At 65.1% G+C, this 26,612-nt stretch carries 26 protein-coding genes; 12 read left to right on the top strand and 14 right to left on the bottom strand.

Annotated elements, in window-relative coordinates:
- Window positions 1-201: 201 nt before the first annotated feature.
- Window positions 202-4,380, top strand: a complete 4,179-nt coding sequence (gene rpoB, locus ACVENA_RS13895) for a DNA-directed RNA polymerase subunit beta (RefSeq protein ID WP_449325839.1) — start codon at window positions 202-204, stop codon at window positions 4,378-4,380.
- Window positions 4,381-4,433: 53 nt separating this feature from the next.
- Window positions 4,434-8,717 (top strand): DNA-directed RNA polymerase subunit beta', encoded by a 4,284-nt coding sequence (rpoC, locus tag ACVENA_RS13890; RefSeq protein WP_449325838.1) that lies wholly within the window; start codon window positions 4,434-4,436, stop codon window positions 8,715-8,717.
- A 318-nt stretch (window positions 8,718-9,035) separates the two neighbouring features.
- Here rpoC and ACVENA_RS13885 read toward each other — a convergent pair whose 3' ends face one another.
- On the bottom strand, window positions 9,036-9,215 hold the full coding sequence (locus tag ACVENA_RS13885) for a PspC domain-containing protein (RefSeq protein WP_257543890.1): 180 nt from the start codon (window positions 9,213-9,215) through the stop codon (window positions 9,036-9,038).
- 58 nt (window positions 9,216-9,273) lie between these two features.
- A complete protein-coding gene (locus tag ACVENA_RS13880; protein ID WP_257543888.1) occupies window positions 9,274-9,402 on the bottom strand; it encodes a hypothetical protein in 129 nt (42 codons plus the stop codon).
- A 332-nt stretch (window positions 9,403-9,734) separates the two neighbouring features.
- Between ACVENA_RS13880 and recF the strand changes: the two genes are divergently transcribed.
- On the top strand, window positions 9,735-10,847 hold the full coding sequence (recF, locus tag ACVENA_RS13875) for a DNA replication/repair protein RecF (RefSeq protein ID WP_449325837.1): 1,113 nt from the start codon (window positions 9,735-9,737) through the stop codon (window positions 10,845-10,847).
- Here recF and ACVENA_RS13870 read toward each other — a convergent pair.
- Together ACVENA_RS13870 and ACVENA_RS13865 are read right to left on the bottom strand one after the other, a co-directional pair.
- Window positions 10,831-11,037, bottom strand: coding sequence for a hypothetical protein (locus ACVENA_RS13870; protein ID WP_449325836.1), 207 nt, complete (start codon window positions 11,035-11,037; stop codon window positions 10,831-10,833). The genes recF and ACVENA_RS13870 overlap by 17 nt on opposite strands.
- Before the next feature lie 199 nt (window positions 11,038-11,236).
- Entirely contained in the window at window positions 11,237-11,581 is a 345-nt protein-coding gene (locus ACVENA_RS13865) for an arsenate reductase family protein (protein WP_449325835.1), read from the bottom strand.
- Between the two features lie 169 nt (window positions 11,582-11,750).
- Here ACVENA_RS13865 and ACVENA_RS13860 point away from each other — a divergent pair, with 169 nt between their 5' ends.
- Window positions 11,751-12,518, top strand: a complete 768-nt coding sequence (locus ACVENA_RS13860; RefSeq protein ID WP_449325834.1) for a murein L,D-transpeptidase catalytic domain family protein — start codon at window positions 11,751-11,753, stop codon at window positions 12,516-12,518.
- Window positions 12,519-12,644: 126 nt separating this feature from the next.
- Here the strand turns inward: ACVENA_RS13860 and ACVENA_RS13855 are convergent, their stop codons facing one another.
- The 4 genes from ACVENA_RS13855 to ACVENA_RS13840 form a co-directional block, all read right to left on the bottom strand.
- Complete coding sequence (locus ACVENA_RS13855; RefSeq protein WP_449325833.1) at window positions 12,645-14,018, bottom strand: L,D-transpeptidase family protein; 1,374 nt, start codon at window positions 14,016-14,018, stop codon at window positions 12,645-12,647.
- A 153-nt stretch (window positions 14,019-14,171) separates the two neighbouring features.
- Window positions 14,172-15,533 (bottom strand): acetyl-CoA carboxylase biotin carboxylase subunit, encoded by a 1,362-nt coding sequence (accC, locus tag ACVENA_RS13850; protein WP_449325832.1) that lies wholly within the window; start codon window positions 15,531-15,533, stop codon window positions 14,172-14,174.
- A gap of 8 nt (window positions 15,534-15,541) precedes the next feature.
- Window positions 15,542-16,027 (bottom strand): acetyl-CoA carboxylase biotin carboxyl carrier protein, encoded by a 486-nt coding sequence (gene accB, locus ACVENA_RS13845; RefSeq protein WP_449325831.1) that lies wholly within the window; start codon window positions 16,025-16,027, stop codon window positions 15,542-15,544.
- 68 nt (window positions 16,028-16,095) lie between these two features.
- The gene (locus ACVENA_RS13840; protein ID WP_449325830.1) at window positions 16,096-16,536 is read right to left on the bottom strand and encodes a type II 3-dehydroquinate dehydratase; all 441 of its coding nucleotides are present in this window, start codon (window positions 16,534-16,536) and stop codon (window positions 16,096-16,098) included.
- A gap of 78 nt (window positions 16,537-16,614) precedes the next feature.
- On the opposite strand from ACVENA_RS13840, the gene thiS reads away from it, so the two are divergent.
- The 4 genes from thiS to ACVENA_RS13820 are packed head-to-tail and all read left to right on the top strand — an operon-like array spanning window position 16,615 to window position 18,605.
- Complete coding sequence (thiS, locus tag ACVENA_RS13835) at window positions 16,615-16,815, top strand: sulfur carrier protein ThiS (protein WP_449325829.1); 201 nt, start codon at window positions 16,615-16,617, stop codon at window positions 16,813-16,815.
- Entirely contained in the window at window positions 16,815-17,165 is a 351-nt protein-coding gene (locus ACVENA_RS13830; protein ID WP_449325828.1) for a VOC family protein, read from the top strand. The genes thiS and ACVENA_RS13830 overlap by 1 nt, the downstream gene beginning before the upstream one ends.
- A 2-nt stretch (window positions 17,166-17,167) precedes the next feature.
- Entirely contained in the window at window positions 17,168-17,944 is a 777-nt protein-coding gene (locus tag ACVENA_RS13825; RefSeq protein ID WP_449325827.1) for a bifunctional sulfur carrier protein/thiazole synthase protein, read from the top strand.
- Window positions 17,945-17,984: 40 nt separating this feature from the next.
- A complete protein-coding gene (locus ACVENA_RS13820) occupies window positions 17,985-18,605 on the top strand; it encodes a nucleotidyltransferase family protein (protein ID WP_449325826.1) in 621 nt (206 codons plus the stop codon).
- Between the two features lie 59 nt (window positions 18,606-18,664).
- On the opposite strand, the gene ACVENA_RS13815 is transcribed toward ACVENA_RS13820, so the two are convergent.
- Window positions 18,665-20,050, bottom strand: a complete 1,386-nt coding sequence (locus tag ACVENA_RS13815) for a DUF1254 domain-containing protein (RefSeq protein WP_449325825.1) — start codon at window positions 20,048-20,050, stop codon at window positions 18,665-18,667.
- A gap of 149 nt (window positions 20,051-20,199) precedes the next feature.
- Between ACVENA_RS13815 and ACVENA_RS13810 the strand changes: the two genes are divergently transcribed.
- Window positions 20,200-20,910, top strand: a complete 711-nt coding sequence (locus ACVENA_RS13810) for a Crp/Fnr family transcriptional regulator (protein ID WP_449325824.1) — start codon at window positions 20,200-20,202, stop codon at window positions 20,908-20,910.
- A gap of 110 nt (window positions 20,911-21,020) precedes the next feature.
- Window positions 21,021-21,203, top strand: coding sequence for a CsbD family protein (locus ACVENA_RS13805; RefSeq protein ID WP_257543845.1), 183 nt, complete (start codon window positions 21,021-21,023; stop codon window positions 21,201-21,203).
- Window positions 21,204-21,399: 196 nt separating this feature from the next.
- Here the strand turns inward: ACVENA_RS13805 and ACVENA_RS13800 are convergent, their stop codons facing one another.
- The 4 genes from ACVENA_RS13800 to ACVENA_RS13785 all read right to left on the bottom strand — a co-directional run bounded on the left by ACVENA_RS13800 (window position 21,400) and on the right by ACVENA_RS13785 (window position 23,957).
- On the bottom strand, window positions 21,400-22,152 hold the full coding sequence (locus ACVENA_RS13800; protein WP_449325823.1) for a hypothetical protein: 753 nt from the start codon (window positions 22,150-22,152) through the stop codon (window positions 21,400-21,402).
- A gap of 253 nt (window positions 22,153-22,405) precedes the next feature.
- The gene (locus tag ACVENA_RS13795) at window positions 22,406-22,846 is read right to left on the bottom strand and encodes a DUF1330 domain-containing protein (protein WP_449325822.1); all 441 of its coding nucleotides are present in this window, start codon (window positions 22,844-22,846) and stop codon (window positions 22,406-22,408) included.
- Entirely contained in the window at window positions 22,843-23,394 is a 552-nt protein-coding gene (locus tag ACVENA_RS13790) for a GNAT family N-acetyltransferase (protein ID WP_449325821.1), read from the bottom strand. Before ACVENA_RS13790 ends, ACVENA_RS13795 begins: the two co-directional genes overlap by 4 nt.
- 164 nt (window positions 23,395-23,558) lie before the next feature.
- On the bottom strand, window positions 23,559-23,957 hold the full coding sequence (locus ACVENA_RS13785) for a glycine zipper 2TM domain-containing protein (RefSeq protein WP_257543837.1): 399 nt from the start codon (window positions 23,955-23,957) through the stop codon (window positions 23,559-23,561).
- A gap of 182 nt (window positions 23,958-24,139) precedes the next feature.
- Here ACVENA_RS13785 and ACVENA_RS13780 point away from each other — a divergent pair, with 182 nt between their 5' ends.
- A complete protein-coding gene (locus tag ACVENA_RS13780; protein WP_257543835.1) occupies window positions 24,140-24,361 on the top strand; it encodes a hypothetical protein in 222 nt (73 codons plus the stop codon).
- A gap of 10 nt (window positions 24,362-24,371) precedes the next feature.
- Window positions 24,372-25,289: an EamA family transporter RarD gene (rarD, locus tag ACVENA_RS13775; RefSeq protein WP_449325820.1), complete on the top strand. Its 918-nt coding sequence runs from the start codon at window positions 24,372-24,374 to the stop codon at window positions 25,287-25,289.
- Between the two features lie 201 nt (window positions 25,290-25,490).
- Here rarD and pyrC read toward each other — a convergent pair whose 3' ends face one another.
- On the bottom strand, window positions 25,491-26,513 hold the full coding sequence (gene pyrC / locus ACVENA_RS13770; protein ID WP_449325819.1) for a dihydroorotase: 1,023 nt from the start codon (window positions 26,511-26,513) through the stop codon (window positions 25,491-25,493).
- Between the last annotated feature and the right edge of the window lie 99 nt (window positions 26,514-26,612).

Genomic DNA, 26,612 nt, shown 5'->3' with positions numbered 1-26,612 from the left:
CTGCACCCCCCAAATCCTATATCGCCTTCACACCCGATCGTCCGGGAAGCGGTCTGACGTTGCGCAACGGGCCACAGGAATAGGGCGGTAGGGATTTCGAGATGCGTTGGAAAGCTGCGGTAAACCGGCAACGGTTGGTCGCGGCCTTTTTGCGTCTCTGCTGCGCTCGCGACTAATTTTACGAAGGCGAGACAATCACTTATGGCGACCAAGGCGAAGTCGGTGGGCAAGGCCCTCGAAGCAACCGCAAGCAAGCGAATCCGGAAGCTGTTCGGCAATATCCACGAAGCGGTGGAAATGCCCAACCTCATCGAGGTGCAGCGCGAATCCTATGAGCAGTTCCTGCGTTCGGATCCGTCGGTCGGTTATGTGTCGGGCCTCGAAAAGACGCTGCGCAGCGTTTTCCCGATTCGCGATTTCGCCGGCACCGCCGAACTCGACTTTGTCCATTACGAGCTCGAAGAACCCAAGTACGACGTCGAGGAATGCCGTCAGCGCGGCATCACCTATGCGGCGCCGATGAAGGTCACGCTGCGCCTGATCGTCTTCGAGGTCGACAGCGAGACCGACACCCGTAGCGTGCTCGATATCAAGGAGCAGGACGTCTATATGGGCGACATGCCGCTCATGACCGAGAACGGCACCTTCTTCGTCAACGGCACCGAGCGCGTCATCGTGTCGCAGATGCACCGTTCGCCGGGTGTTCTGTTCGACCATGACCGCGGCAAGACCCACTCGTCGGGCAAGTTCCTGTTCGCCGCCCGCGTGATCCCCTATCGCGGTTCGTGGCTCGACTTCGAATTCGACGCCAAGGACATCGTCAACGTCCGTATCGACCGCAAGCGCAAGCTGCCGGTCACCAGCCTGCTCTATGCGCTGGGCATGACGGGCGAGGAAATCCTCAACACCTTCTATGACCGCCTCGTCTTCGAGCGCGCCGAGAATGGCTGGAAGGTTCCCTTCGTCGTCGAGAATTGGCGCGGATCGAAGCCCGCGTTCGACGTCGTCGACGCCAAGACCGGCGAAGTCGTCTTCGCCGCCGGTCACAAGATCAGCCCGCGCCTCGCCAACAAGGCGGCGAAGGACGGTCTCGACACGCTGCTGATCCCGACCGAGGAAATCTTCGGCCGCTACAGCGCCTATGACCTGATCAACGAAGCGACCGGCGAAATCTATATCGAGGCCGGCGACGAAGTGAGCGCCGAGAATCTCGAAAAGCTCGACGCGGCGGGGATCGACAAGCTCGAACTGCTCGACATCGACCACAACAACACCGGCCCCTGGATCCGCAACACGCTGAAGGCCGACAAGGCCGAGGATCGCGATCAGGCGCTCAGCGACATCTACCGCGTCATGCGCCCCGGCGAACCGCCGACGCGCGAGACCGCGGAGGCGCTGTTCGGCGGTCTGTTCTTCGACCCCGAGCGTTACGATCTGTCGGCCGTCGGCCGCGTCAAGCTCAACATGCGCCTCAGCCTCGATGCCGAGGACACGGTCACCACGCTGCGCAGCGAGGACATCCTCGCCGTGGTCAAGGAGCTGGTGAACCTGAAGGACGGCAAGGGCGAGATCGACGACATCGACAATCTCGGCAACCGCCGCGTGCGTTCGGTCGGCGAGCTGCTCGAAAACCAGTATCGCGTCGGCCTGCTCCGCATGGAGCGCGCCGTGAAGGAGCGCATGTCGTCGGTCGACGTGTCGACGGTGATGCCGAACGACCTGATCAACGCGAAGCCCGCGGTCGCCGCGGTGCGCGAATTCTTCGGCTCGTCGCAGCTTTCGCAGTTCATGGACCAGACCAACCCGCTGTCCGAAGTCACCCACAAGCGCCGCGTCTCGGCGCTCGGGCCGGGCGGCCTGACCCGCGAGCGCGCGGGCTTCGAGGTCCGCGACGTTCACCCGACCCATTATGGCCGCATCTGCCCGATCGAAACGCCCGAAGGCCCGAACATCGGTCTGATCAACAGCCTCGCGACCTTTGCGCGGGTCAATAAGTACGGCTTCATCGAGACGCCGTACCGCAAGATCATCGACGGCAAGGTGACCAACGAGGTCGTCTATCTGTCGGCGATGGAGGAATCGAAGCACACGGTCGCGCAGGCGAACGCCGACCTCAACCCCGACGGCAGCTTCATCGACGAGCTGATTTCGGCGCGCGAGGCGGGCGAATTCCTGATGGCGCCGCGCGAGCAGATCACGCTGATGGACGTGTCGCCGAAGCAGCTCGTTTCGGTCGCGGCCTCGCTGATCCCGTTCCTCGAAAACGATGACGCCAACCGCGCGCTGATGGGATCGAACATGCAGCGTCAGGCTGTGCCGCTGCTCCGCGCCGAGGCGCCGGTCGTCGGCACCGGCATGGAAGGCACCGTCGCCCGGGATTCGGGCGCGGCGATCGCGGCGCGCCGCGGCGGCGTGATCGACCAGGTCGACGCGACGCGTATCGTCATCCGCGCGACCGACATGGTCGAACCCGGCAAGTCGGGCGTCGACATCTATCGCCTGCAGAAGTTCCAGCGCTCGAACCAGTCGACCTGCATCAACCAGCGTCCGCTGGTGAAGGTCGGCGACGTCGTCCGCACCGGCGACATCATCGCCGACGGTCCGTCGACCGAGCTTGGCGAACTGGCGCTCGGCAAGAATGTGCTCGTCGCGTTCATGCCGTGGAACGGCTACAATTATGAGGACTCGATCCTCATCAGCGAGCGCATCGTGAAGGACGACGTCTTCACCTCGATCCATATCGAGGAATTCGAAGTCACCGCCCGCGACACGCGCCTCGGGCCGGAGGACATCACCCGCGACATCCCGAACGTCGGCGAGGAAGCGCTGCGCAACCTCGACGAGGCGGGCATCGTCTATATCGGCGCCGAAGTCGGCCCGGGCGACATTCTGGCCGGCAAGATCACGCCGAAGGGCGAAAGCCCGATGACGCCGGAAGAAAAGCTTCTGCGCGCCATCTTCGGTGAAAAGGCGAGCGACGTGCGCGACACCTCGCTCCGCCTGCCGCCGGGCGTGTCGGGAACGGTCGTCGAGGTCCGCGTCTTCAACCGCCACGGTATCGACAAGGACGAGCGCGCGATCGCGATCGAACGCGAGGAAATCGAGCGCCTGAAGCAGGATGCCGACGACGAACGCGCGATCCTCAACCGCGCGACCTTCTCCAGCCTCAAGGACCTGCTGATCGGTCAGACGACCAGCGCGGTGCCGAAGGGCCTGAAGAAGGGCGACGAGGTCACCGAGCAGATGCTCGTCGACCTCGACCGCGCCGACTGGTGGAAGCTCGCGGTAGTCGAGGACAATGCGCAGACCGCATTGGAGGCGATCAAGGCGCAGTATGACGACGCGATCAAGCGGATCAACGCGAAGTATGAAGACCGCGTCGAGAAGCTGCAGCGCGGCGACGAACTGGCGCCGGGCGTGCTCAAGATGGTCAAGGTCTTCGTCGCCATCAAGCGCAAGCTGCAACCGGGCGACAAGATGGCCGGCCGTCACGGCAACAAGGGTGTCATTTCGCGCATCCTGCCGAACGAGGACATGCCGTTCCTCGAAGACGGGACGCCGGTCGACATCGTGCTCAACCCGCTGGGCGTGCCGTCGCGCATGAACGTCGGGCAGATTCTGGAGACGCACCTCGGCTGGGCATCACGCGGCCTCGGGCGGCAGGTGACGCAGGCGCTGGAGGATTGGCGCGACGCCAACCCCGATGCGACCGGCGGCCAGATGCCCGAAGCGGTCAAGGAGTCGCTGGAGCAGGTCTATGGCGCCGAATATCGGGCCGACATCGAGGCACGCGATGCCGACAGCATCGTCGAACTGGCGTCGAACCTGAAGGTCGGCGTGCCGTTCGCGACGCCGGTGTTCGACGGCGCCAAGGAAGCCGATGTGTCGAACATGCTGACGCTGGCGGGTCTCGACTCGTCGGGCCAGTCGGACCTGTACGACGGCCGCACCGGCGACAAGTTCGACCGCAAGGTGACCGTGGGCTACATCTATATGCTGAAGCTCCACCACCTCGTCGACGACAAGATCCACGCGCGTTCGATCGGGCCGTACAGCCTCGTCACTCAGCAGCCGCTGGGCGGTAAGGCGCAGTTCGGTGGCCAGCGCTTCGGGGAAATGGAGGTCTGGGCACTCCAGGCCTATGGCGCCGCCTACACGCTGCAGGAAATGCTGACGGTGAAGTCCGATGACGTGATCGGCCGCACCAAGGTTTACGAAGCGATCGTCAAGGGCGACGACACGTTCGAGGCCGGCATTCCCGAAAGCTTCAACGTGCTCGTCAAGGAAATGCGCTCGCTGGGCCTCAACGTCGAGCTTTCGTCCTATTCGGACGAAGACCCCGACGAAGGTCCGGAAGCTCTTCCCGAAGCCGCCGAATAAGATTTTTCCTCACCCCTCTCGCCCGGCGCGAGAGGGGAAGATGGAGCAGACATATGAACCAGCTTACCAACTTCATGAACCCGGTCGCGAAGCCCGAAACCTTCGACATGATCAAGATCGGCATCGCGAGCCCGGAGCGTATCCGCTCGTGGTCGTTCGGCGAGATCAAGAAGCCCGAAACCATCAACTACCGCACGTTCAAGCCCGAGCGTGACGGCCTGTTCTGCGCGCGCATCTTTGGTCCGATCAAGGATTATGAGTGCCTGTGCGGCAAGTACAAGCGCATGAAATACAAGGGCATCGTCTGCGAAAAATGCGGTGTCGAAGTCACGGTCACCAAAGTCCGCCGCGAGCGCATGGGCCATATCGAGCTCGCCGCGCCGGTCGCGCACATCTGGTTCCTGAAGTCGCTGCCGTCGCGCATCGGCCTGCTGCTCGACATGCAGCTCAAGCAGCTCGAACGCGTCCTCTATTTCGAAGCCTATATCGTTCTTGAGCCCGGCCTGACCCCGCTCGAGAAGTTCCAGCTTCTGACCGAGGACGAACTGCTCGACGCGCAGGACGAATATGGCGAAGACGCGTTCAGCGCCGGGATCGGCGCCGAGGCGATCCGCGTGCTGCTCGAGAATCTCGATCTCGAACAGGAACGCGTCGACCTGATGGAAGATCTGGCGACGACCAAGTCGGAGCTGAAGCCCAAGAAGATCATCAAGCGCCTGAAGGTCGTCGAGAGCTTCATCGAATCGGGCAACCGTCCCGAGTGGATGATCCTGGAAGTCGTTCCGGTCATTCCGCCCGAACTGCGCCCGCTGGTGCCGCTCGACGGCGGCCGCTTCGCGACGTCGGATCTGAACGACCTCTATCGCCGCGTGATCAACCGTAACAACCGCTTGAAGCGGCTGATGGAACTGCGCGCGCCGGACATCATCGTCCGCAACGAAAAGCGCATGTTGCAGGAAGCCGTCGACGCATTGTTCGACAACGGCCGCCGCGGCCGCACGATCACCGGCGCCAACAAGCGTCCGCTGAAGTCGCTGTCCGACATGCTCAAGGGCAAGCAGGGCCGTTTCCGTCAGAACCTGCTCGGCAAGCGCGTCGACTATTCGGGCCGTTCGGTCATCGTGACCGGGCCGGAACTCAAGCTGCACCAGTGCGGCCTGCCGAAGAAGATGGCGCTCGAACTGTTCAAGCCGTTCATCTACGCGCGCCTCGACGCCAAGGGTCTGTCGATGACCCTGAAGCAGGCGAAGAAGTGGGTCGAAAAGGAACGCAAGGAAGTCTGGGACATCCTCGACGAAGTCATTCGCGAGCACCCGGTCCTCTTGAACCGCGCCCCGACGCTTCACCGCCTCGGCATCCAGGCGTTCGAGCCGGTGCTGATCGAAGGCAAGGCGATCCAGCTTCACCCGCTGGTCTGCGCCGCGTTCAACGCCGACTTCGACGGCGACCAGATGGCGGTCCATGTGCCGCTCTCGCTGGAAGCGCAGCTCGAAGCGCGCGTGCTGATGATGTCGACCAACAACATCCTCAGCCCCGCGAACGGCAAGCCGATCATCGTGCCGTCGCAGGACATGGTGCTCGGTCTCTATTATCTGTCGCTCGAGCGCGAAGGCGAACCGGGCGAGGGCATGCTGCTCGCCGACATGGCCGAAGTGCATCAGGCGCTTTATACGGGTGCCGTCACGCTGCACTCGAAGGTCATCAGCCGCGTTCCGCAGACCGACGAGCAGGGCAACGAATATCTGAAGCGGTTCGAGACCACGCCCGGCCGCATGCTGATCGGCGAATGCCTGCCGAAGTCGCACACCGTGCCCTTCGACGTCGTCAACCGCCTTCTCACCAAGAAGGAAATCGGCGACGTGATCGACCAGGTCTATCGCCACACCGGCCAGAAAGAGACCGTGCTGTTCGCCGACGCCATCATGGCGCTGGGCTTCCGCAACGCGTTCAAGGCGGGCATCTCGTTCGGCAAGGATGACATGATCATCCCGGCCTCGAAGGAAGGGATGGTCGACGAAACCCGCGCGCTGGTGAAGGATTTCGAGCAGCAGTATCAGGACGGCCTGATCACGCAGCAGGAAAAGTACAACAAGGCGATCGACGCCTGGTCGCAGTGCGGCGACAAGGTCGCGAACGCGATGATGGACGAAATCCGCGCGACGCCGAAGCTCGAAAACGGCCGCATGGCCCCGATCAACTCCATCTACATGATGGCGCATTCGGGTGCGCGTGGTTCGCAGGCGCAGATGAAGCAGCTTGCCGGGATGCGCGGCCTGATGGCCAAGCCGTCGGGCGAGATCATCGAAACGCCGATCATCTCGAACTTCAAGGAAGGCCTGACCGTCCTTGAATATTTCAACTCGACCCACGGCGCCCGCAAGGGCCTGGCCGACACGGCGCTCAAGACGGCGAACTCGGGCTATCTGACCCGCCGCCTCGTCGACGTGTCGCAGGATTGCGTCGTGATCGAGGATGACTGCGGCACCGAACGCGGCATGGAAATGCGCGCGATCGTGCAGGGCGGTTCGACGATCGCCTCGCTCGGCGAGCGTATCCTCGGCCGTACCACGCTCGAGGATGTGACCGACAAGGACGGCAACATCATCGCGCCGGTGGGCACGCTGCTCGACGAAGCGACGACGGCGCGGATCGAGGAGGCCGAGGTTCAGTCGGTCAAGATCCGTTCGCCGCTGGTCTGCGAAGCGACGCTGGGCGTCTGCGGCAAATGCTATGGCCGCGACCTTGCGCGCGGGACGCCGGTGAACATCGGCGAAGCGGTCGGCGTCATCGCGGCGCAGTCGATCGGCGAACCCGGCACGCAGCTGACGATGCGGACCTTCCACATCGGCGGCGCGGCGCAGGTCAACGAGCAGTCGAACGCCGAAGCGATTTCGGACGGCACGATCGAATATCGCGACATGGCGACGATCGTCGACCAGCGCGGCCGCCGTCTGGCGCTGTCGCGTTCGGGTGAAATCGCGGTCATCGACAGCGAAGGCCGCGAGCGCGCTTCGCACAAGCTGCCCTATGGCGCGCAGATCATGCACAAGGACGGCGAGAAGGTGAAGAAGGGCGACCGGATTGCCGAATGGGATCCGTTCACCATGCCGCTGATCACCGAAAAACCCGGTGTCGTGAAGTATCAGGATCTGGTCGATACCAAGACGCTGATCGAGCAGGTCGACGAAGCGACGGGCATCGCCCAGCGCGTCGTGATCGAATATCGCTCGGCGGGCCGGTCCAAGAAGGAAGACCTGCAGCCGCGCCTGACCTTGCTCGACGATGCGTCGGGCGAAGCCGCGCGCTACCTGCTCGCGGTCGGCACGATGCTGTCGGTCGAGGACGGTCAGGAAGTGCAGGCGGGCGACGTGCTGGCGCGTGTCACCCGCGAAGCGTCGAAGACGCGCGACATCACCGGCGGTCTGCCGCGAGTTGCCGAGCTGTTCGAAGCGCGTATTCCGAAGGACAACAGCGTCATCGCGAAGATCAGCGGCCGCATTGAATTCGTCAAGGATTACAAGGCAAAGCGCAAGATCGCGATCGTTCCGGAAGAAGGCGATCCGATCGAATATCTGATCCCCAAGTCGAAGGTTCTGGAAGTGCAGGAAGGCGATCAGGTCAAGCGCGGCGACGCGCTGATCAGCGGTTCGCCGAACCCGCACGACATCCTCGACGTCATGGGCGTCGAGGCGCTGGCCGAATATCTGGTTGCGGAAATCCAGGAAGTCTATCGACTCCAGGGCGTGAAGATCAACGACAAGCACATCGAGGTGATCGTTCGCCAGATGCTGCAGAAGGTCGAGATCACGAGCGGCGGCGACACCACGTTGCTGCCGGGCGAACAGCTCGATTATCTGGAGATGATGGAATATAACGCGAAGCTGCCGAAGAACGGCAAGCCCGCCGAAGGACGCCCGGTCCTGCTGGGCATCACCAAGGCGAGCCTCCAGACGCGCAGCTTTGTGTCGGCAGCGTCCTTCCAGGAGACGACCCGCGTCCTCACCGAAGCGTCGGTGCAGGGCAAGGTCGATTCGCTGCAGGGTCTGAAGGAAAACGTCATCGTCGGCCGCCTGATCCCGGCGGGCACCGGTGCGGCCATGAACCGCGTCCGCGTCACCGCCTCGTCGAAGGACGCGGCGCTGCGTGCGGCGATGCGCAACGCGACCGAAGCGCATCTGATCGCGCCGCAGACCGCCGCCGAGGAACATGAAGCCGAACTGGCACAGGGCCCCGAAGCCGCGATCGGCGACGATCCGCTGGGCAAGGTGCAGGGTGAGGACTTCACCACCGACGACGTGATGGTCGAAGATCGTCCGGAAGGCGAAGGCGAGGAATAAGCCCCTCGGCCCGACGGCCCAACAGAAATGAGCCCCGCCGGCGCGATCCGGCGGGGCTTTTTCTTTGGGCGGCGCGTGGGGGTTGGAAGCGGATATCTTCCCTCTTCGTCATTCCCGCGAAAGCGGGAACCCAGAGCGTGCGTCGGCTGATCCCACACTGGGTTCCCGCTTTCGCGGGAATGACGAAATAGTGGCGCGATAAAAGATAGTAGCTCGACAAAATAAAAGGCCCACCGGCATGACCGGCGGGCCCTTGGTTCTTTGGGGAATATGCGGGCCGGCGGGACTGGCCTTTGCGGCCGCCGGCCCTTCGCTGTCCTAGGGCGCGAGGATCGCGACGGCGAGGTACAGCAGCAGCGGCAGGCCGAAGCCCAGCAAGGTCAGGGCGACGAAAGCGACGCGCGTCCACAAGACGTCGATGCCGAACTGGTCGGCCATCCCGGCGCACACGCCGAAGATCATCCCGCTGCGACGATTCTTGCGAAAACCCTGGTTCATGTCTTTCCTTTCGATCCCGGCCGGACGGCCGGCGTTCTTGGTGGCCTTTCGGGGCTGGTCAGGCGACCAGCCCACTGAAATGCGCAGCGTTCGGGCCGACAGCGGCGAGGAACAGCATCGAGCAATAGAGCGAAGCAACCGCCGCGATGGCGTAGCTCTTGAGCGAGTCGACGTTGAAATGGGCCATGATCTTGTCCTTCCTATATGGGTCCGCCGGGCCATCCGGTGGATGCCCAATGTATTGCAGGAGGCGTGCCAGTTTCATTCATTGGCAGTTAACCGGGGTTTTTGGGGTTTAGATATTTTATTTCAACGAGATTTTTGCGGTGATATGGTGAAAATTACCGATTATAGGAAATTCGCAATATCTTCACCCCGGACCCTTCGACAAGCTCAGGACAGGCTTGATCCGGGGTCCCGCTTGTCCCCGTCGCTGAGCGGGACCCCGGATCAAGTCCGGGGTGACGAGAAAGTTGAAGGCTGGCGCGGGGCGGATGCGTGCGGTAGTCGCAATCGGGCATGACGCTGACCCGCCTTTCGCTGACCGATTTTCGCAATCATGCCGGCGCGGACATGGCGGCGGGGCCGGGGCTGGTGGCGCTGCACGGCGACAATGGCGCGGGCAAGACGAACATATTGGAGGCGATCTCGCTGCTCGCGCCCGGCCGCGGGCTGCGTCGCGCGCCGCTGTCCGACATGGTGCGCGACGGCGCGAGCGGCGGCTTCGCCATTTTCGCCGAGGTGCTCGCGGGGGCCGACCTGCCGCCGGTGGCGCTGGGGACGGGGATTGAGCCCGCGCATCCGGGACGGCGGATCGTGCGGATCAATAGCGCACCGGCCGCGGCCGCCTCGCTCGGCGAGTGGATTGCGATCCTGTGGCTCACCCCTGCGATGGACCGGCTGTTCGTCGAGAGCGCGGGCAACCGGCGGCGTTTCCTCGATCGCCTCGTTCTCGCGCTCGACCCGCGTCACGCGCAGCACAGCAACCGCTACGAAGCGGCGCTGCGCGCGCGCGGCAAGCTGCTCGCCGATCCGGGGCAGGCCGATCCGCAATGGCTCGCCAGCCTCGAGGCGCAACTCGCCGAGCATGGCGCCGCGATCGACGCCGCGCGGCTCGCGACGCTCGCGGCGCTGTCGGGCGAACTCGCCGACCAGCCCGACGCGCCGTTCGCGCGGCCGCTGCTGACGTTGGTCGATGGCGAGGGCCGCGCGCGAGAGACGCCCCACGATATCGAGGCGCTGAAAACCCTGTTCGCCGCGCGCCGCCGTATCGATGCTGCCGCGGGCCGCGCGACCGCAGGGCCGCACCGCGACGACCTCTCTGCTGTCCACGCCGCGACCGGGCGCGCGGCGGCGCGCTGCTCGACCGGCGAGCAGAAGGCGATGCTGCTCTCGCTCGTCCTCGCGCACAGCGACTGCGTCGCGCGCGGGAGGGGCGCACGGCCGGTGCTGCTGCTCGACGAGGTCGCGGCGCACCTCGACCCCTCGCGCCGCGCGGCGCTCTACGAACGGCTCGCGGGGCAGGGCGGGCAGGCGTGGCTGACCGGGACCGAGGCGGCGCTGTTCGCCGACATGCCGGGCCCGGTGACGCGATTCCGGATCGCCGGCGGGCGGATCAGTCCTTCGGCTTGACCGTGACCCAGATGCTGATCGGCGCTGCGAATTTCCCCGGTGCGGGTTTGCCGACGTCGATGCGTTCGGCGGTGACGAGTTCGCCGGTGGCAAGCGTGAAGCTGGCCCACGGTTTCGGCATCCGGTTGAAGCTCATTTTCTGGAGTGGCTCGCCGGTGGCGGTGTTCATGATCGTTGCTGTGATTCCCATGCCGCGCGGGTAGCGAGGGGGAAGCGATTCTGTCCAGCGCGAAGGAAAGGAATGGAGGGAAGCGACCGAACACCGTCATCCCGGCGAAGGCCGGGATCTCGCCGGTGCGACATGGCGATAGGGTGAGATCCCGGCCTTCGCCGGGATGACGGGGGCCGTTAGTAGATGTCCGCTTCCCACCCCAAAGCCGCCGTCGCGGTCAGAGAATCTCGCGCACCCGGTCCTGCGGGCGGCAGTAGCGGACGCCCTTTTCGGTCTCGACGAAGGGGCGGTCGACATAGGCGGGGTTGCCGGTCATCGCGGCGATGATCGCATCCTCGTCCGCATTCGCCAGCCCGCGTTCCTCGGCGTCGGTGCCGCGCAGGCGGAGCGCCTCGCGCGCGGTCAGACCGGCATCGCGGAAAAGCTGGCGCAGCTTGTCCGCCGTATAGGGGGTCTTCAGATATTCGATCACCTCGACCTCGACGCCGGGGGTCTCTTCGAGAATCGCCAGCGTCTTGCGCGAGGTGCCGCAGGCGGGGTTGTGCCAGATGACTGCCTTCATGCCCCCGCCCTAACGACAGCTTACCGCAGCGTAAACCCGCTATTCATGGCATATATGGCACATCTGCCCGCATGAAGGGGAACCACCAGCTTGCCTTTTCCGGCCCGGATACGATCTATGCGAGGATCGAGGGACCGCCAGAGGCGGCCAATGCGGGGTTGCTACTCAAGTGAATGAACTGATCGATCGGCGGACATTGCTGGCGGGACTGGCGGGCGCGGGGGCGCTCGCCGCGACGTCGGCGCGGGCCGCCCAATTGCCCGACTGGATGGCGCAGCCGTCGACGCCGGGAACCATGCCGCCTCCGGCACCCGTGCAGGCGCCGGTCGACTATCTCGCCGTCGCGCGCAAGCAGTTGGCGCTGCAATCGCGCGCCATCCACCAGACCGACCGCGTCGGTATCGTCGATTTCGGCCTGCCCTCGTCGCGCCCGCGCTTTGCGCTGATCGATATGGTGGCCGGCAAGATCGAGATGTTCCCGGTGACCCACGGGCGTGGGTCGGACCCGCAGCACGACGGCTGGCTCAAGCGCTTCTCGAACGCGCCAGGCAGCCTGGCCTCGTCGCGCGGTGCCTATCGCACCAGCGATTATTATTGGGGCGCGAACGGATCCTCGATGCGGCTCGCGGGGCTGGAGGCCGACAACAGCAACGCCGACATGCGCGCGATCGTCATCCACGGCGCCTGGTATGCCGAACCGTCGCTGATCGCGACGCAGGGCAAGCTGGGGCGCAGCGAGGGCTGCTTCGTCTTCGGCGAGGAATTGCTGCCGATGGTCCTTTACAAGCTGGGGCCGGGGCGGCTGCTTTTCGCCGACAAGCTGAGCGCGCCGCCGCCGATGCCGAGCTTTCCGATGCCGACGGAGCCGCTGCCGGGGACCGAGAATATCATCCGCACCAGCGCGAGCAGCGGGACGCTGCCGAAGACGGCGGATTAAATCACAGGATCGTCATTGCGAGCGCAGCGAAGCAATCCAGAGTAGCGTAAACCGCTCTGGATTGCTTCGCGTAGTTTATCCTGAGCGCCTGCAAGGCAGTCGAAGGGCTCGCAATGACAAGGCTAATCAATAAATCCCGCTATCGCCCAGCTTGCCGGCCTGTGTCGCCGCCGGCGTCACCGGCGCCGTCGGCACCACGACCGGCGGATTGGGCGAGATCACCACCGCCGCGGCGCGGCCGGGTTTGGCGAAGCTCGCGACGACGGGGGCGTCGCGGCCATAGATGTCGGCGAGCTTGGTGATGCCGCCCTTGGCGCCCGGAACGACCGTCCAATAGGCGACATAGACGGGGAAGGGGTCGTCGAAGCTGAACTTCGTCGTCTTGCCGCTAGCGATCGCCTCGCCGAATTCCTCGGGGCTCTTGCCGGCGAAATAGACCGCCATCAGGCCCGAGAAATGCAGCGCGCGCTCGGTGCGGATGCAGCCGTGGCTGAAGGCGCGCGCCGCCGCGGCGAAGGCGCCCTTCGACGGCGTGTCGTGAAGGTAGATGGCGTGCGGGTTGAGCATCTCCATCTTCATCACGCCCAGCGCATTGTTCGCGCCCGGCTGCTGCACCACCGACAGCGTCTTGCCGCTGCCCGTCCAGGTATAGCCCTGCGCGCGGGCGCGCGCCGGATTGTTCGCGATCGTCGCGCCGATGCCTTCGGCGATGATGCTGCGCGGCAGCGTCCAGGTCGGGTTGACGATGATGCCGGTCGCCATCGGGTTGAGCTGCGGCGTCGGGGTCGACGGCTTGCCGACGACCGCCTTGTGCGTCGCGATCACCGTGCCGCCATGGATGACACGGGTCAGATATTCGGGGACGTTGCTGACGACATAGCGCTCGCCGAGATCGCGCGGCATCCAGCGCCAGCGTTCCATGTTGACGCGGATCGCATTGGCGTCGGCGGGGGTTTTCGCGCTCTTGAGCGCGGTCTTCAGCACCGCGAAATTGGGATGCACCGGGTCGAGCCCGGCGAGCGCCGTGGGGACCGAATTGGACGTCAGCGCCGAGGTCAGCAGCGCGACCAGCGGCTCGGTCTGCACATCGCTGTCGGTCATGAACCACTGCTTGCGTGCCACATTGGGCGTGCGGCCGTCGCGCAGATGGGTCGCGAGCAGCAGAAAGCTGTCGGTCGCGACCTGATCGAGCTTGTCCTGATCGCCGCCGTCGATCGCGGCCTGCAGCGCGTCGGGATTGTAATCCTTGGCGAAGAGTCCTTCGTCGCCGACGCTCTGGATGAAACCGAGGAGCGCCTTGGCGTTTGCCTTCGACCAGTCGGGCAGATTGGCCTGTGTCATCGTTTCGACCACGGGGGCGTCGTCCTTGACCTTGTCGGGCTGCAGGACGACCGAATCCTCCTTGACGTTGGTCTGCGCGATCGCGGGGGCGGCGAGCAGCGTCAGGGAGAGGAGCAGCGCCGCGGGGTGGCGCAGGGCGAGGGGGGAGTTTTTGACCATGGCGAAGGCCATAGCCAAAAAGATCACGTAGTTAAAGTGAGCTGGGGCACAGCTCGGCGCAGGTAAATCGTCATCCCGGCGGAGGCCGGGATCTCGACGGTGCGTCATGACCGGGCGACGAGACCCCGACCTTCGCCGGGGTGACGGTGGGTGTCAGCCCGCACCCTCTTCATCCTGCCGCGCGAGCCATTCCTCCAGCCATTTGATCGTGTAATCGCCATGGATCACGTCGGGGTCGGCGAGCAAAGCCTGATGCAGCGGGATGTTCGTCTTGACGCCGCCGATCACCATTTCCCCGAGCGCGCGGCGCATCCGCATCATGCAGCTTTCGCGGCTGCGGCCGTAAACGATCAGCTTGCCGATCATGCTGTCGTAATAGGGCGGGATCGAATAGCCGGCGTAGAGTCCGCTATCGACGCGCACATGCATTCCGCCCGCGGCGTGATAGCTCGTCACCTTGCCCGGCGAGGGCAGGAAGCTGCGCGGGTCCTCGGCATTGATGCGGCATTCCATCGCATGGCCGCGAAATTCGAGGTCTTCCTGCCGGACCGACAGTCCCGCGCCGCCCGCGATGCGGATCTGCTCGCGGACGAGGTCGAAGCCGGTGATCATCTCGGTCACCGGATGCTCGACCTGGATGCGCGTGTTCATCTCGATGAAGAAGAATTCGCCGTTTTCCCACAGGAACTCGATCGTCCCGGCGCCGCGATAGCCCATCTTCGCCATCGCGTCGGCGCAGATGCCGCCCATGCGCGCGCGCTCCTCGGCCGAGATGATCGGCGAGGGGGCTTCCTCGAGCACCTTCTGATGGCGGCGCTGGAGCGAGCAGTCGCGCTCGCCGAGATGGATCGCATTGCCGTTGCCGTCGCCGAAGACCTGAAATTCGATGTGGCGCGGGTTGCCGAGATATTTTTCCATGTAAACGGTCGGGTCGCCGAACGCGGCTGCCGCTTCGCTGGAGGCCTGACCCATCAGGCTTTCGAGGCTGTCCTCGTCAGGAACGACCTTCATGCCGCGCCCGCCGCCGCCCGATGCGGCCTTGATCAGCACCGGATAGCCGATTTCCTGCGCGAGCTTCTTGGTCTCCTCGCTGAACGTCACCGCGCCGGGCGAGCCCGGAACCACCGGCAGGCCGAGCTTGACCGCGGTGCGCTTCGCCTCGACCTTGTCGCCCATGGTGCGGATATGTTCGGGCTTCGGCCCGACGAAGATCATGTTATGCGCTTCGATGATCTCGGCGAAGCGCTCATTCTCCGACAGGAAGCCGTAACCGGGGTGGATCGCGTCGGCGCCGGTGATCTCGGCCGCCGAGATGATCGCCGGAATATTGAGATAGCTGTCCTTTGCCGCCGGCGGGCCGATGCAGACGGCTTCGTCGGCCAGGCGGACGTGCATCGCGTCGGTGTCGGCGGTCGAATGGACCGCGACCGTCTTGATGCCCATTTCATGGCACGCACGGTGGATACGCAGCGCGATCTCGCCGCGGTTGGCGATCAGGAGCTTTTCGATAGCCATCGGGTGGATCAGCCGATGGTGAACAGCGGCTGGTCGAACTCGACCGGCTGGCTGTTCTCGACATGCACGGCCTTCAGCGTGCCCGCGGCGGGAGCGACGATCGGGTTCATCACCTTCATCGCCTCGATGATCAGGATGGTGTCGCCGGCCTTCACCGCCGATCCGGGCGCGGCGAAATTGGGGGCGCCGGGTTCGGGCGCGAGATAGACGGTGCCGACCATCGGCGACTTCACCGCGTCGGCGAAAGCGTCGGCGGCGGGTGCCGCAGCAGCGGGAGCGGCGACCGATGCAGCCGGGGCAGCGGCGGGTGCGGCAACGGGAGCCGGCGCGAAAGCGAGGGGCGCTGCGGCGGCGGTCAGCGTGCGCGCGACGCGCACCTTGCGGTCGCCGTCCTCGACCTCGATTTCCGAAAGCTGCGTGTCGTCGAGCAGTTCGGCGAGCGCGCGCACGAACGCCGGATCGATGTTGATGCCATTGTCTTTATGGTCACCCATGAGAATTTTCCTGTTGTTGCGGCCCCGGTCTGGCGGTGCCTGACCCCTGTTCTGATGGCGCCCTCTTGTCAGAGACGGGCGGCGGCGTCCAGCGCCAGCGTATAGCTTTGCGCGCCATGGCCTGCAAAATGCGCGGCGGCGGCCATGCCGACATAGCTCACATGGCGAAACGGCTCGCGGCTCAGCGGGTCCGACAGATGGACCTCGATCACCGGCACCTTGATCGACTTGATCGCGTCGTGGATCGCGATCGAGGTGTGGGTATAGCCGCCCGCGTTGAGCAGCACCGCCTTGGCACCCTCGACATAGGCCTCGTGCAGCCAGTCGATCAGCACGCCTTCATGGTTCGTCTGCCGGCACTCGACGCGGAGGCCCAGTTCGGTGGCCTGCGCCTCCAGCCGCGCGTGAATGTCGTTCAGCGTATCGTGGCCGTAAATCTCGGGCTCGCGCGTGCCGAGCAGGTTGAGATTGGGGCCGCTCAAGACATAGATGAGGGGTTTGTCGGGCAAAAGGCGGGCTTTCGGTTGCGGCAACGGACGCTCCCCCTATATGGGCTGCTCGGCAAAAGGCAAAGCAAGGGTGCGGCGTTGATTTCGATCGTCCTCAACGGGGAGCAGCGGCAGGTGCGCGCAGGCAGCATCGCCGACCTCGTCGCGTCGCTGGGGCTCGACGTGAAGAAGGTCGCGGTCGAGCGCAATCGCGAAATCGTGCCGCGCTCGACGCTGGCCGATGTCGCGCTCGCCGAGGGCGACGCACTGGAGATCGTCCATTTCGTGGGCGGCGGTTGATGGCCGTCGCGCGCATCATACCCAATCGCTACACGGATGATCCGAAGGCGGGGGCAGGCTTCTTCAACGAGGTGCTGGGGCTGGAGACCGCGATGGCGATGGATTTCATCACCATCTATCGCTCGGCCGAGCAGCCGATGGTGCAGATCAGCATTCTCAGCGAAGACCCGTCGGGGCTGCGTCCCGCCTATTCGGTCGGCGTCGACGATGTCGACGCGGTCCATGCGCGCGCCGTCGAAGCGGGGCACGAGATCGTCTATGCCCTGCGCGACGAACCATGGGGCGTCCGCCGCTTCTTCGTTCGCGACCCGCTCGGCGACATCGCGAATATCGTTCAGAACAAGGATTGAATGTGGACAAGATCGACAGTTGGAGCGTTGCCGGACGGACCTTCACGTCGCGGCTGATCGTCGGCACCGGCAAATATAAGGATTTCGAGCAGAACGCCGCCGCGGTCGAAGCCTCGGGGGCCGAAATCGTCACCGTCGCGGTGCGCCGGGTCAATGTATCGGACCCGAATGCGCCGATGCTCACCGACTATATCGATCCGAAGAAAATCACCTACCTGCCCAATACCGCGGGCTGCTTCAACGCCGACGATGCGATCCGCACGCTGCGGCTGGCGCGCGAGGCCGGGGGCTGGGATCTAGTGAAGCTGGAAGTGCTGGGCGAGGCGAAGACGCTTTATCCGAACATGCGCGAGTCGCTCGAGGCGACCGAGGTGCTCGCCAAGGAAGGCTTCCTGCCGATGGTCTATTGCGTCGACGACCCGATCGCCGCGAAGCAGCTCGAGGATGCGGGCGCGGTCGCGGTCATGCCGCTCGGCGCGCCGATCGGGTCCGGCCTCGGCATCCAGAACCGCGTGACGATCCGCCTGATCGTCGAGGGCGCGTCGGTGCCGGTTCTCGTCGATGCCGGCGTCGGCACCGCGAGCGATGCGGCGGTCGCGATGGAACTCGGCTGCGACGGGGTGCTGATGAACACCGCGATCGCCGAGGCGAAGGACCCCATTCGCATGGCGCGCGCGATGAAACTCGCGGTCGAGGCGGGGCGCGACGCCTATCTGTCGGGCCGCATGGGACAGCGGCGCTATGCCGATCCGTCGAGCCCGCTCGCGGGATTGATCTGACGCCCATATCATCCGCCGGGCGCGCTGCTAAGGTGTCGGCATGGCCGACTCCGACGAGCTGACCCGGCATTTGTGGGATCTTGCCGAACGGCATCCGGCGATCCGCTGCCTGCTCGACCGCTGGCACGCGATCGACCTGCCCGATGCCCGATTGTCGGGAAGCCTTGTCGCGCAGGCGCGCTGGAACGAGGTGTTCGGGTTCGACGCGCATCATGGAATCGACGATGTCGACATCGTCTATTTCGATGGCTGCGACCTGTCGCAGGAGACCGAGCTTGCCGCCGAGCGCCGGATCGCCGCGCTGTTCGCCGACCTGCCGGTTCGCGTCGACGTGAAGAATCAGGCGCGGGTCCACCTCTGGTATCGCGCCAGGTTCGGCTATGCGATCGAACCCTATCGTTCGATCGCGGGGGCCATCGCCACCTTTCCGACCACCTCTTCGGCGGTCGGGCTGCGCGGCGGCGACGGCCGCGACATCCTCGCGCCCTTCGGGCTTGCCGACCTGATGCATCCGCGCGTTCGCGCCAATGCCGCGCAGATCACCGAAGCCTATTTCGGGAAGAAGGCGGCGCGGTGGCGCCGCTTCTGGCCCGACCTCGAAATCCTGCCCTGGAGCGAAGCTAGAGTGCCGGTTTTGATGGAATCAAAACCGGCACTCTAGATTCTTGTCTTACCGTGTTTTCCGAGTCGTCAGGTGGTTCCACCTGACTTGAAAACACTCTAGGGCACCCGCTTGACCGGCGGCGCGATCCAGCTTCCTTCGAGCGCCGGGCGGCGCGGAAGGTAGAGGCGCAGGTTCATGCTGAACGGCCCGTCGGGGGCGGGCAGCCAGTTGGCTTCCTTGTCGGCGCCCGGATTCTCCTTCTGGATATAGAGGTCGAGCGAGCCGTCGGCGTTGAAGGTCAGCTTGTCGCGGTCGCCGATCGCGAAGCGATCGATGGGGTTGGCGACGAAGAACTGGTCGGCGCCGTACATGGTCAGCGACCAGAAGGCGTCGGCGGGCGGAATCTGGTCCTTGTCGAAATGGAGGACATAGCGCGACGCGCCGGTCAGCGGCTTGCCGTCGCCGTCGAGCGGCGCCATCGGATAGATGGCTTCCTCGGGCGGCAGCGCGCCGAGGCCGGCAAAGGCGACGAAGGCGCGCTGGAGATAATCATTGCCATAGACGCCGAGCGCATTGCCCATCGCGACCCAATTGTTGCGGGTGAGCGCGACGCCCTTTCGCCGGTTCACGATCCGCTGCCACGCATCGGCGGCGGCGCGCGTCAGCCCGCGCTGCACCGCCGGATCGGCGGCGGCGAGGTCGAAGCTCTGCCCCGGAACCAGCCCGACGCGCTCGATCCGCGCCAGTACCGCATAGTCGCTGGCGTGCGGCGGATTGTGCTTCAGCGTTTCGGCGAACAGCGCGAAGAAGGCGGCGGGGGTCATGTTCGCGACCTGCTCGACCGGCGGCGTCTTCATGTCGATTGTCGGATCAGACTTCAGCGCCGCGGGCGCCTGCGGCTTGCCCCAGCCCGACAGCGGCGTCGCGGCATAGCTCGCCTGGAGGGCGTGAACATGGTCGTAATCGGCGGCGCCGTTGGTCTGGATGCGGCCGATGATCCAGCCCATCTCGGTCGGGCTGCGGACCATCCGCATTCCCTTTGGCAACACTCCCTGCCAGTGCGGCCCGACGAGCGCGACGATGCCGCCGTCATTGCCGGTGGTGCGCGTGCCGAGCGCGGCGAAGACGTCGGTCCACATGTCCATGATCGGCACGACGTGATAGCGGCCCGCCGTTTTCGGCAGGGTGATGATCAGCGGCTCCTTGCCGACATCGAACCACAGCGGCGAATAGAGCGTGTCGGCATTGGGGCGCACGACGTCCTTGAAGGTCGCGTCGGGATAGGTCCGCATATGCCCGAACCGGTTCATCGGCGCGCGCATCCGGCCTTCGCTCGCGTTGGTCGAGACGCGGCGCGTGGTTTCCATCAGCACCATCGGATAGGCGTAGGTATAGGCCTCAAGGCCGATGGCATAGGCGTCGTCCTCGCTGACCGGAGCGGCGTGCGCCGCGCCGGTCGCGAAGGCGACCGCCATCGCCAGAAGGGCAAGCAGGCTTTTCATCGAATCACGCTCCTGTGGAATGTTGATGAGCGGGCCATAGGGGCGGGTGGTTCGTCAGTCTGTCATCGCGCCGACAATCTCTTTGGGAACTTGCGGTTCGCGTTTAGACCGGGATGGCAACGACGAAATGGGGGAAGGCGCGAATGATAGTGAGCCAGGGAGCATGGTCGCATGGGGGCCGCCTCGCCGCGCTCCGTCTCTGCCCGCTGTTCGCCGGCTGGCCCGAGGCGCGGCTTGCCGAGGTCGCGGTGATCGCGCGGGCGGAGTCATACCCGCGCGGTGCCGAAATCTTCGCGCGCGATCCCGAACGGCGCGAGGCGTTCGTCATCGCCGCGGGCGAGGTCGAGGTCAGCCGCGCGTCGGCGGCGGGCAAGAAATTCGTGCTGAGCCTGCAGGGACCCCACGAAATCCTCGCAATCGTCCGCCTGCTTGCCGAGCCGCCGATCCATTATGTCTATACCGCTTATGAGGACAGCGTGCTGCTGCACCTGCCGTGCGACGGGCTGGCGGCGATCCTCGATGCCGATCCCATTCTCTGGCGCGACATCGCGTTGTTGATGTGCGCGCGGCACGGCGACAGCCTGCGTCAGCTCAACAATCAGAAGCTCGGCTCGCTTGAACAGCGGATGGCGGCGACTCTCGCCGATCTTGCCCGGATTCACGGCGTTGCGGGCGCGGCCGGGATCGAACTGGCGCTGCGCCTACCGCAGGAACAGCTCGGCGCGATGCTCGGCGTGACGCGACAGAGCATCAACAAACTGCTGCGCGGGTTCGAGGCGGCGGGGCTGATCGCGGTCGACTATAATCGCGTCACGATCCTGAGCCCGGCGGCGCTCGACGACATCGCCGCGAGCGGATGATCCCTGCTTCGGGGCCGTTGGTCCCGCAAGGGGGAACAAGCGGGGCGCTGCCTCGTTGATCCGGCAAGAGGCGCACCCCTTTCGCCTCTGAAAAACCAAGGAGAAACCCCGTGGGTGAACTGACGGACAAGGCCAAGGGCCTCGCCAACGAAGCTGCCGGCAATGTGAAGCAGGCGGTCGGCAAGGCGACCGACAACGAACGGCTGCGCGCCGAAGGCGTGGCGCAGGAGCGCAAGGGCGAAGCCCAGAATCTGAAGGGCAAGGTCAAGGGCGCGCTCGGCGACAAAATCTGACGATCGCGTATCGTCACGCAGCGAAAGGCCCCGGAGTTCCGGGGCCTTTTATTCTAGGGCAGAGTAGCATTTTCTTCGTCACCCCGGACTTGATCCGGGGTCCCGCTCAGCGACGGCGACAAGCGGAACCCCGGATCAAGTCCGGGGTGACGAAGATGTCTCAGGACACAGATTTAACGCTCGATGTGCCCGCGTCTTATTTCCCGCCTGACGCGACCAGATCGACGTCGGTCATGCCGCCGTCGCGGCGTGCGAAAACGACATAGGCGAGGTCGCCCTTGGTGCCGCCGAGCATATGCTCGTTGCCGCGCACGCGGTGGTCGCTGGTGTAGCCGGCGCGCACCGCCATCGTGTGATAATAATCGAGCACGCCCTGGATCGAGGCGGCGGTCTGGAAATTGACGACGCGGATGTTGCACTTGCCGCCGGCGACCCCTGCGGCCTCGCGCAGCGTCGCGAGCGGATACACTTTGAACGCGGCGGGCAGGCGGTCGGCCCACGCATTGCCATAGGTCAGCTTGGCGTCGCAGCTTCCCTTCTGCTGCTCGCGCGCTAGCGCGCCGATCGTCACTGGGCGCTTCGCGGCGCAATCGCCATTGCAGCCTTCCTCGAACGGCAGAGCTTTCGGCGCGGCGAGCAATTTGCCTGCGGCCTGCGCCGCCGCGGCTTCGGCGGCGGCCGCCGCCTTGCCGGCCGCGATGCCGGGGACGCCGCCGTCGACGGGCCGGTTGCCCGGCGCCGCGGCGTTGCGGTTCGCCTGGCCGGTCAGCTTGGGATCGACCATGATCTTGTCTTCGAGCGCGCCTTTGACCGCCGGGTCGCTGTCGGTCAGGCCGTCGTCGAGCGGCTGGAGGTCGGCCTTGGCGGCCGGATTGTCGCGGCAGCCCGCCAGCGGCACCGTCGCCGCCGCCATCAGGCCCGCGATCAGCCATTTGCCCCGCACGATCATAGCTAACACTCCCTTAATATCTCGCCCGGAATGCCCGATCCTGGTTAAAAAGGCCCAAATAAAATGCGTTAACGGGTAAGACTTTGTTAGCCCAAAACTGTGCCGGAGCGAGACGGAATCGACATCCTCCGCAAGTCTTCCTCGTCATTGCGAGGAGCGCAGCGACGAAGCAATCTCCAGCCATCGAGCTTGCGCAAGGCCAATGGCTGGAGATTGCCGCGTCGCCTTCGGCTCCTCGCAATGACGTGCTGGATCAATCGGCAAATCGCCCCGAACCCGTCTCGCGCGGCGCCGTGCGGATCAGCCGCGAAGTCTCGACCGCGGCCTGGCGGTGAACGACCGCCTCGCGATAGACCGGATCGGTCACCATCGCCATGAAGGCGCCGCTGTTCGGATATTCGGCGACGAACATCGCGTCCCAATGTTCGCCGTCGGGGCCGATCACCATCGCCTCCATCGCGCCGCGCCAGACGATGCGGCCGCCGAGCCGCTCGAACACCGGACCGCTGTCGCGCCCGTAATGTGCGTAGGCTTCGGCGCCGCTGAGGTTCGCGCCCGCGAGCGCGTGATCGGTGGGATAGGTCGCCTTGTCCTTGAAGCGGACGAGGTTGAGCATGTGAATCACCGTGTCGCGCGGCAGCGCCTTGAAGGCGTCGAACTGCGCGCGTTCGGGGTCGACGTGGCGGTCGGTCATGGCTGGAACTCCTTGCGTTTCACGCGCCAGGCGTCGGCGCTCTGCGTCCAGGCGTCGACCGGGGCGTTTTCGAAGGGGGCGGGGAGGCGGGTCGGGCCGCTGTTCGTCGCGCCGAGCCGCTTCGCCAGCGCCTGCGAGCGCGTGTTGGCGGGATCGATGCTATGCATCAGTTCGGGCCATTTCAGAAATTCGACCGCGAAGTCGCACGCCGCGACTGCGCCCTCGAAGGCATAGCCCTTGCCGGCGAATTTCGCCCGCACGCCATAGCCGATTTCGGGCGCGGGCCAGCCGTCGGGCTCCCACGGGCCGAGGCGGCCGACCCATTCGCCGCTGTCGCGCTCGATCACTGAGAACATCGAAAAGCCGCGAATGTGCCATGCGCCGGCCAGCGTGCACCATTGGCGCCATGCCGCCGAGCGCGGGCAGGTGCCGCCGATGAAGCGCATCGTCTCTTCTTCGGCGCACATGCCGGCAAAGGCGTCGAAATCCTCGGTTGCGGGCGGGCGCAGGATCAGCCGCTCGGTCACGAGCAGGGGGCCGTTCAACATGTCTCTTCTCCCGCAGCGATGGACCGCTGTTTGTGCGGCAAGCGGGATCGCGGGGCAAGGCCCACGAAAAATTTGAGGGCGCCGGTGGTTAGACCGGCGCCCTCTCCATCACGTGGTGCGGGCGGAGGGGTCTCGGACCCACACCCGCGACGGGTTCCTGTCGCTTAGCGGCAGCGATATTTGTCCTTGTCGATCTCACGGCCGAGCAGCGCGCCGCCCGCGGCGCCGAGCACGGTGCCGAGCAGCTTGTCGCCATTGCCCGCGATCTCGTGGCCGGCGAGGCCGCCGACCGCGCCGCCGATCAGGAGGCCGGTCGTGCCATTGTCCTTCTTGCAGCGGTAACGGCCGTCGCTGCCGCGCCAGATGCGCGTGTTGCTGTTCACGCGCTGGTCGCGCGAGGCGTAATAATTGCGGTTATGCTTGCGCTTCTTGTAATAATCCGCCGACGCCTCGGCCTGATGATAGCCGGGGACGGCCGTCGACACGCCGGCATAGGCGGGCGCGGTGCCGACGACGCTGGCCGCGACGAACAGGCCCATCATGCCTTTGGTCAAGATACGCATTATTCAAATCCTTTCCTGGTCTCGGCGCCTCCGTTCCGAACGGAACCGGGCGCTTCGAGGAGAGAACGAGCCGGGTCCGAAAGCCGTTGCATGAACCTGAGGCAACGAGACGAAGCGAGGGAATCCATCGACGAACCGAAAGGGCCTTGAAGGTGGCGCGCGGCCATGCGACATGTAGAAACATGCTGAACATCGCCTCGATCGTCATCGGCGTCATCGCGCTGATTCTCGCCATTCCCGCCTTCATTCCGCTGCTCGGCTGGGCGAATTGGGTGGTCGTGCCGATCGCGGTCGTCGGGCTGGCGCTCGGCGCGATGTCGAACCGGACCAGCGGGCGCAATCTCAACATCGTCGTCATCGTCATCGGCGTCGTTCGCCTGATGCTCGGCGGCGGCATCATCTGATCGAAGGATCATGGCACTTTCCTCCGCCCCCGCGGGGAGCGATCGGGGCGGCCTGCCCTATGCGCTCGCCGCCTATACGATCTGGGGCTTCGTTCCGCTGTTCTTCAAACTGCTCGAAAGCGTCCCGGCGGTCGAGGTGCTGGCGCAGCGCATCATCTGGTCGCTGCCGCTCTGCTTTCTCATCATGGTCTTTCGCCGCCAGATCACCGACTATCTCGCGGCGCTCCGTGACCCGCGCGTGCTGCGGATGCTGCTTGCCAGCGCGCTGCTGATCGCGGTCAACTGGCTCGTCTATATCTTCGCGATCTTCACCGGCCACGTCCTTGCAGCAAGCCTCGGCTATTATCTCAATCCGCTGATCAATGTGATGCTGGGGATGCTCTTTCTCGGCGAACGGCTCGGCCGGCTGCAACTCGTCGCGGTCGTCATCGCAGGGATAGGGGTCGCGATTCTGCTCGCGGGCGCGCTCGACACGCTGTGGATCAGCCTGACGCTGGCGCTGACCTTCGGTTTCTATGGCCTGATCCGCAAGATCGTGCCGGTGGGCTCGCTGCCCGGCCTCGCGATCGAGACGACGCTGCTGATGCCCTTGGCGCTCGCGGCCGCCGGCTGGTATCTGTGGGTCGGCGACGCGCGCGGTTTCGGGGCGGACAGTTCGATCAGTCTGCTGCTGATGGCGGGCGGGATCGTGACCGCGGTGCCGCTGCTGCTGTTCGCGACCGCGGCGCGGCGGATGAGCTATGCCGCGCTCGGCTTCGCGCAATATCTGGCGCCGACGCTGCAATTTCTGCTCGGCCTGTTCGCGTTCCACGAGCCGCTGAAACCCGTGCAACTCGCTTGCTTCGTGCTGATCTGGATCAGCATCGCGGTGTTCAGTTTCGACATGTGGAGGAAGGTGCGCGCCGAGCGGGCCATGGGGACAGCTTGATCATATGGTCTCGCGCAAAGGCGCGAAGGGGCGAAGAAAAAGTTTGTATCCGTTCGCCCTGAGCTTGTCGAAGCCTGTCCTGAGCGACTGACAAGTCAGTCGAAGGGGGCCGTTCTTTCTTTCAGAGATGAAGAAGGACGGTGCTTCGACAAGCTCAGCACGAACGGGGATGGAATCTTCGCGCCTTTGCGTGAGATTTTTCTAAACCAGCCGCCAGCCCAGCGTTTCGCTCGCATGGAAAGGAACGACCTCGCCGATCCGCTCCGGCACGACCGTTTCCCCGCGCTCCAGCGTGATCGTCCCGCCATTGAGCGGCAGGCCATAGAAATTCGGCCCATGCTCGCTGGCGAACCCTTCGAACCTGTCGAGCGCGCCTTCCTCGTCGAACACCGTCACATAGGATTCGAGCGCGTAGGGTGCGTTGAAGATGCCCGCGCAGCCGCAGGCGGCCTCCTTCGTATGCACCGCGTGCGGGGCGCTGTCGGTGCCTAGGAAGAATTTGGGCGATCCCGACACCGCTGCTGCGCGCACCGCGAGCCGATGCTGCTCGCGCTTGGCGACGGGCAGGCAATAGGCATGCGGGCGGATGCCGCCGACGAGCATCGCGTTGCGGTTGATATGGAGATGCTGCGGCGTGATCGTCGCGCCGATATTGGCGGGCGCGTCCTTCACGAAATCGACCGCTTCGGTCGTCGTGATATGCTCGAAAACGATCTTGAGGGTCGGCAACGTCTTGACCAGCGGCGCCAGCGTGCGCTCGATGAACACCGCCTCGCGGTCGAAGATATCGACGTCAGGATCGGTGACCTCGCCGTGGATCAGCAGCGGCATGCCTATCTCGGCCATGCGTTCGAGCACAGTCATGATGTTCGCGATGTCGGTGACGCCATGCGCGCTGCCCGTCGTCGCGTGCGCCGGATAGAGCTTTGCCGCGGTGAACACGCCCTCGGCATGGCCGCGCGCCAGCTCGTCGGCGTCGCTGTGGTCGGTCAGATAAGCGACGATCAACGGCGTGAAGTCGAGGTCCCGTGGCACCGCGGCGCGAATGCGGTCGCGATAGGCCGCGCCTTCCTTCGCGGTCGTCACCGGCGGCGACAGGTTCGGCATGACGATCGCGCGCGCGAACTGGCGCGCGGTATGGTGCGCGACCTGTTCCAGCATCGCTCCGTCGCGCAGATGGACGTGCCAGTCGTCGGGGCGGCGGATCGTCAGGCGGTCGGTCATGATCTTCTCCCCCCTCCCGCAGGTGGGAGGGGCCGGGGGTGGGCGAGTCCGTGGCGGCGCTTAGCTGAAGTTGACGTCCAGGCCCACCCCAAACCCCTC

This window comes from Sphingopyxis sp. 550A (genome assembly GCF_053569535.1).
This window is presented reverse-complemented; position numbering and strand designations above follow the sequence as displayed.

Excerpts from the sequence above, each read along its gene's own strand:
- recF (WP_449325837.1), top strand. The coding sequence starts at position 9,735 with ATGACGCTGACCCGCCTTTCGCTGACCGATTTTCGCAATCATGCCGGC.
- ACVENA_RS13800 (WP_449325823.1), bottom strand. The coding sequence starts at position 22,152 with ATGATCGTGCGGGGCAAATGGCTGATCGCGGGCCTGATGGCGGCGGCG.
- ACVENA_RS13870 (WP_449325836.1), bottom strand. The coding sequence starts at position 11,037 with ATGGGAATCACAGCAACGATCATGAACACCGCCACCGGCGAGCCACTC.
- ACVENA_RS13790 (WP_449325821.1), bottom strand. The coding sequence starts at position 23,394 with ATGTTGAACGGCCCCCTGCTCGTGACCGAGCGGCTGATCCTGCGCCCG.
- ACVENA_RS13885 (WP_257543890.1), bottom strand. The coding sequence starts at position 9,215 with ATGAACCAGGGTTTTCGCAAGAATCGTCGCAGCGGGATGATCTTCGGC.
- ACVENA_RS13780 (WP_257543835.1), top strand. The coding sequence starts at position 24,140 with ATGCTGAACATCGCCTCGATCGTCATCGGCGTCATCGCGCTGATTCTC.
- ACVENA_RS13880 (WP_257543888.1), bottom strand. The coding sequence starts at position 9,402 with ATGGCCCATTTCAACGTCGACTCGCTCAAGAGCTACGCCATCGCGGCG.
- rpoC (WP_449325838.1), top strand. The coding sequence starts at position 4,434 with ATGAACCAGCTTACCAACTTCATGAACCCGGTCGCGAAGCCCGAAACC.
- ACVENA_RS13820 (WP_449325826.1), top strand. The coding sequence starts at position 17,985 with ATGGCCGACTCCGACGAGCTGACCCGGCATTTGTGGGATCTTGCCGAA.
- rarD (WP_449325820.1), top strand. The coding sequence starts at position 24,372 with ATGGCACTTTCCTCCGCCCCCGCGGGGAGCGATCGGGGCGGCCTGCCC.
- ACVENA_RS13830 (WP_449325828.1), top strand. The coding sequence starts at position 16,815 with ATGGCCGTCGCGCGCATCATACCCAATCGCTACACGGATGATCCGAAG.
- ACVENA_RS13785 (WP_257543837.1), bottom strand. The coding sequence starts at position 23,957 with ATGCGTATCTTGACCAAAGGCATGATGGGCCTGTTCGTCGCGGCCAGC.
- ACVENA_RS13795 (WP_449325822.1), bottom strand. The coding sequence starts at position 22,846 with ATGACCGACCGCCACGTCGACCCCGAACGCGCGCAGTTCGACGCCTTC.
- pyrC (WP_449325819.1), bottom strand. The coding sequence starts at position 26,513 with ATGACCGACCGCCTGACGATCCGCCGCCCCGACGACTGGCACGTCCAT.
- accC (WP_449325832.1), bottom strand. The coding sequence starts at position 15,533 with ATGGCTATCGAAAAGCTCCTGATCGCCAACCGCGGCGAGATCGCGCTG.
- accB (WP_449325831.1), bottom strand. The coding sequence starts at position 16,027 with ATGGGTGACCATAAAGACAATGGCATCAACATCGATCCGGCGTTCGTG.
- rpoB (WP_449325839.1), top strand. The coding sequence starts at position 202 with ATGGCGACCAAGGCGAAGTCGGTGGGCAAGGCCCTCGAAGCAACCGCA.
- ACVENA_RS13865 (WP_449325835.1), bottom strand. The coding sequence starts at position 11,581 with ATGAAGGCAGTCATCTGGCACAACCCCGCCTGCGGCACCTCGCGCAAG.
- ACVENA_RS13815 (WP_449325825.1), bottom strand. The coding sequence starts at position 20,050 with ATGAAAAGCCTGCTTGCCCTTCTGGCGATGGCGGTCGCCTTCGCGACC.
- ACVENA_RS13855 (WP_449325833.1), bottom strand. The coding sequence starts at position 14,018 with ATGGTCAAAAACTCCCCCCTCGCCCTGCGCCACCCCGCGGCGCTGCTC.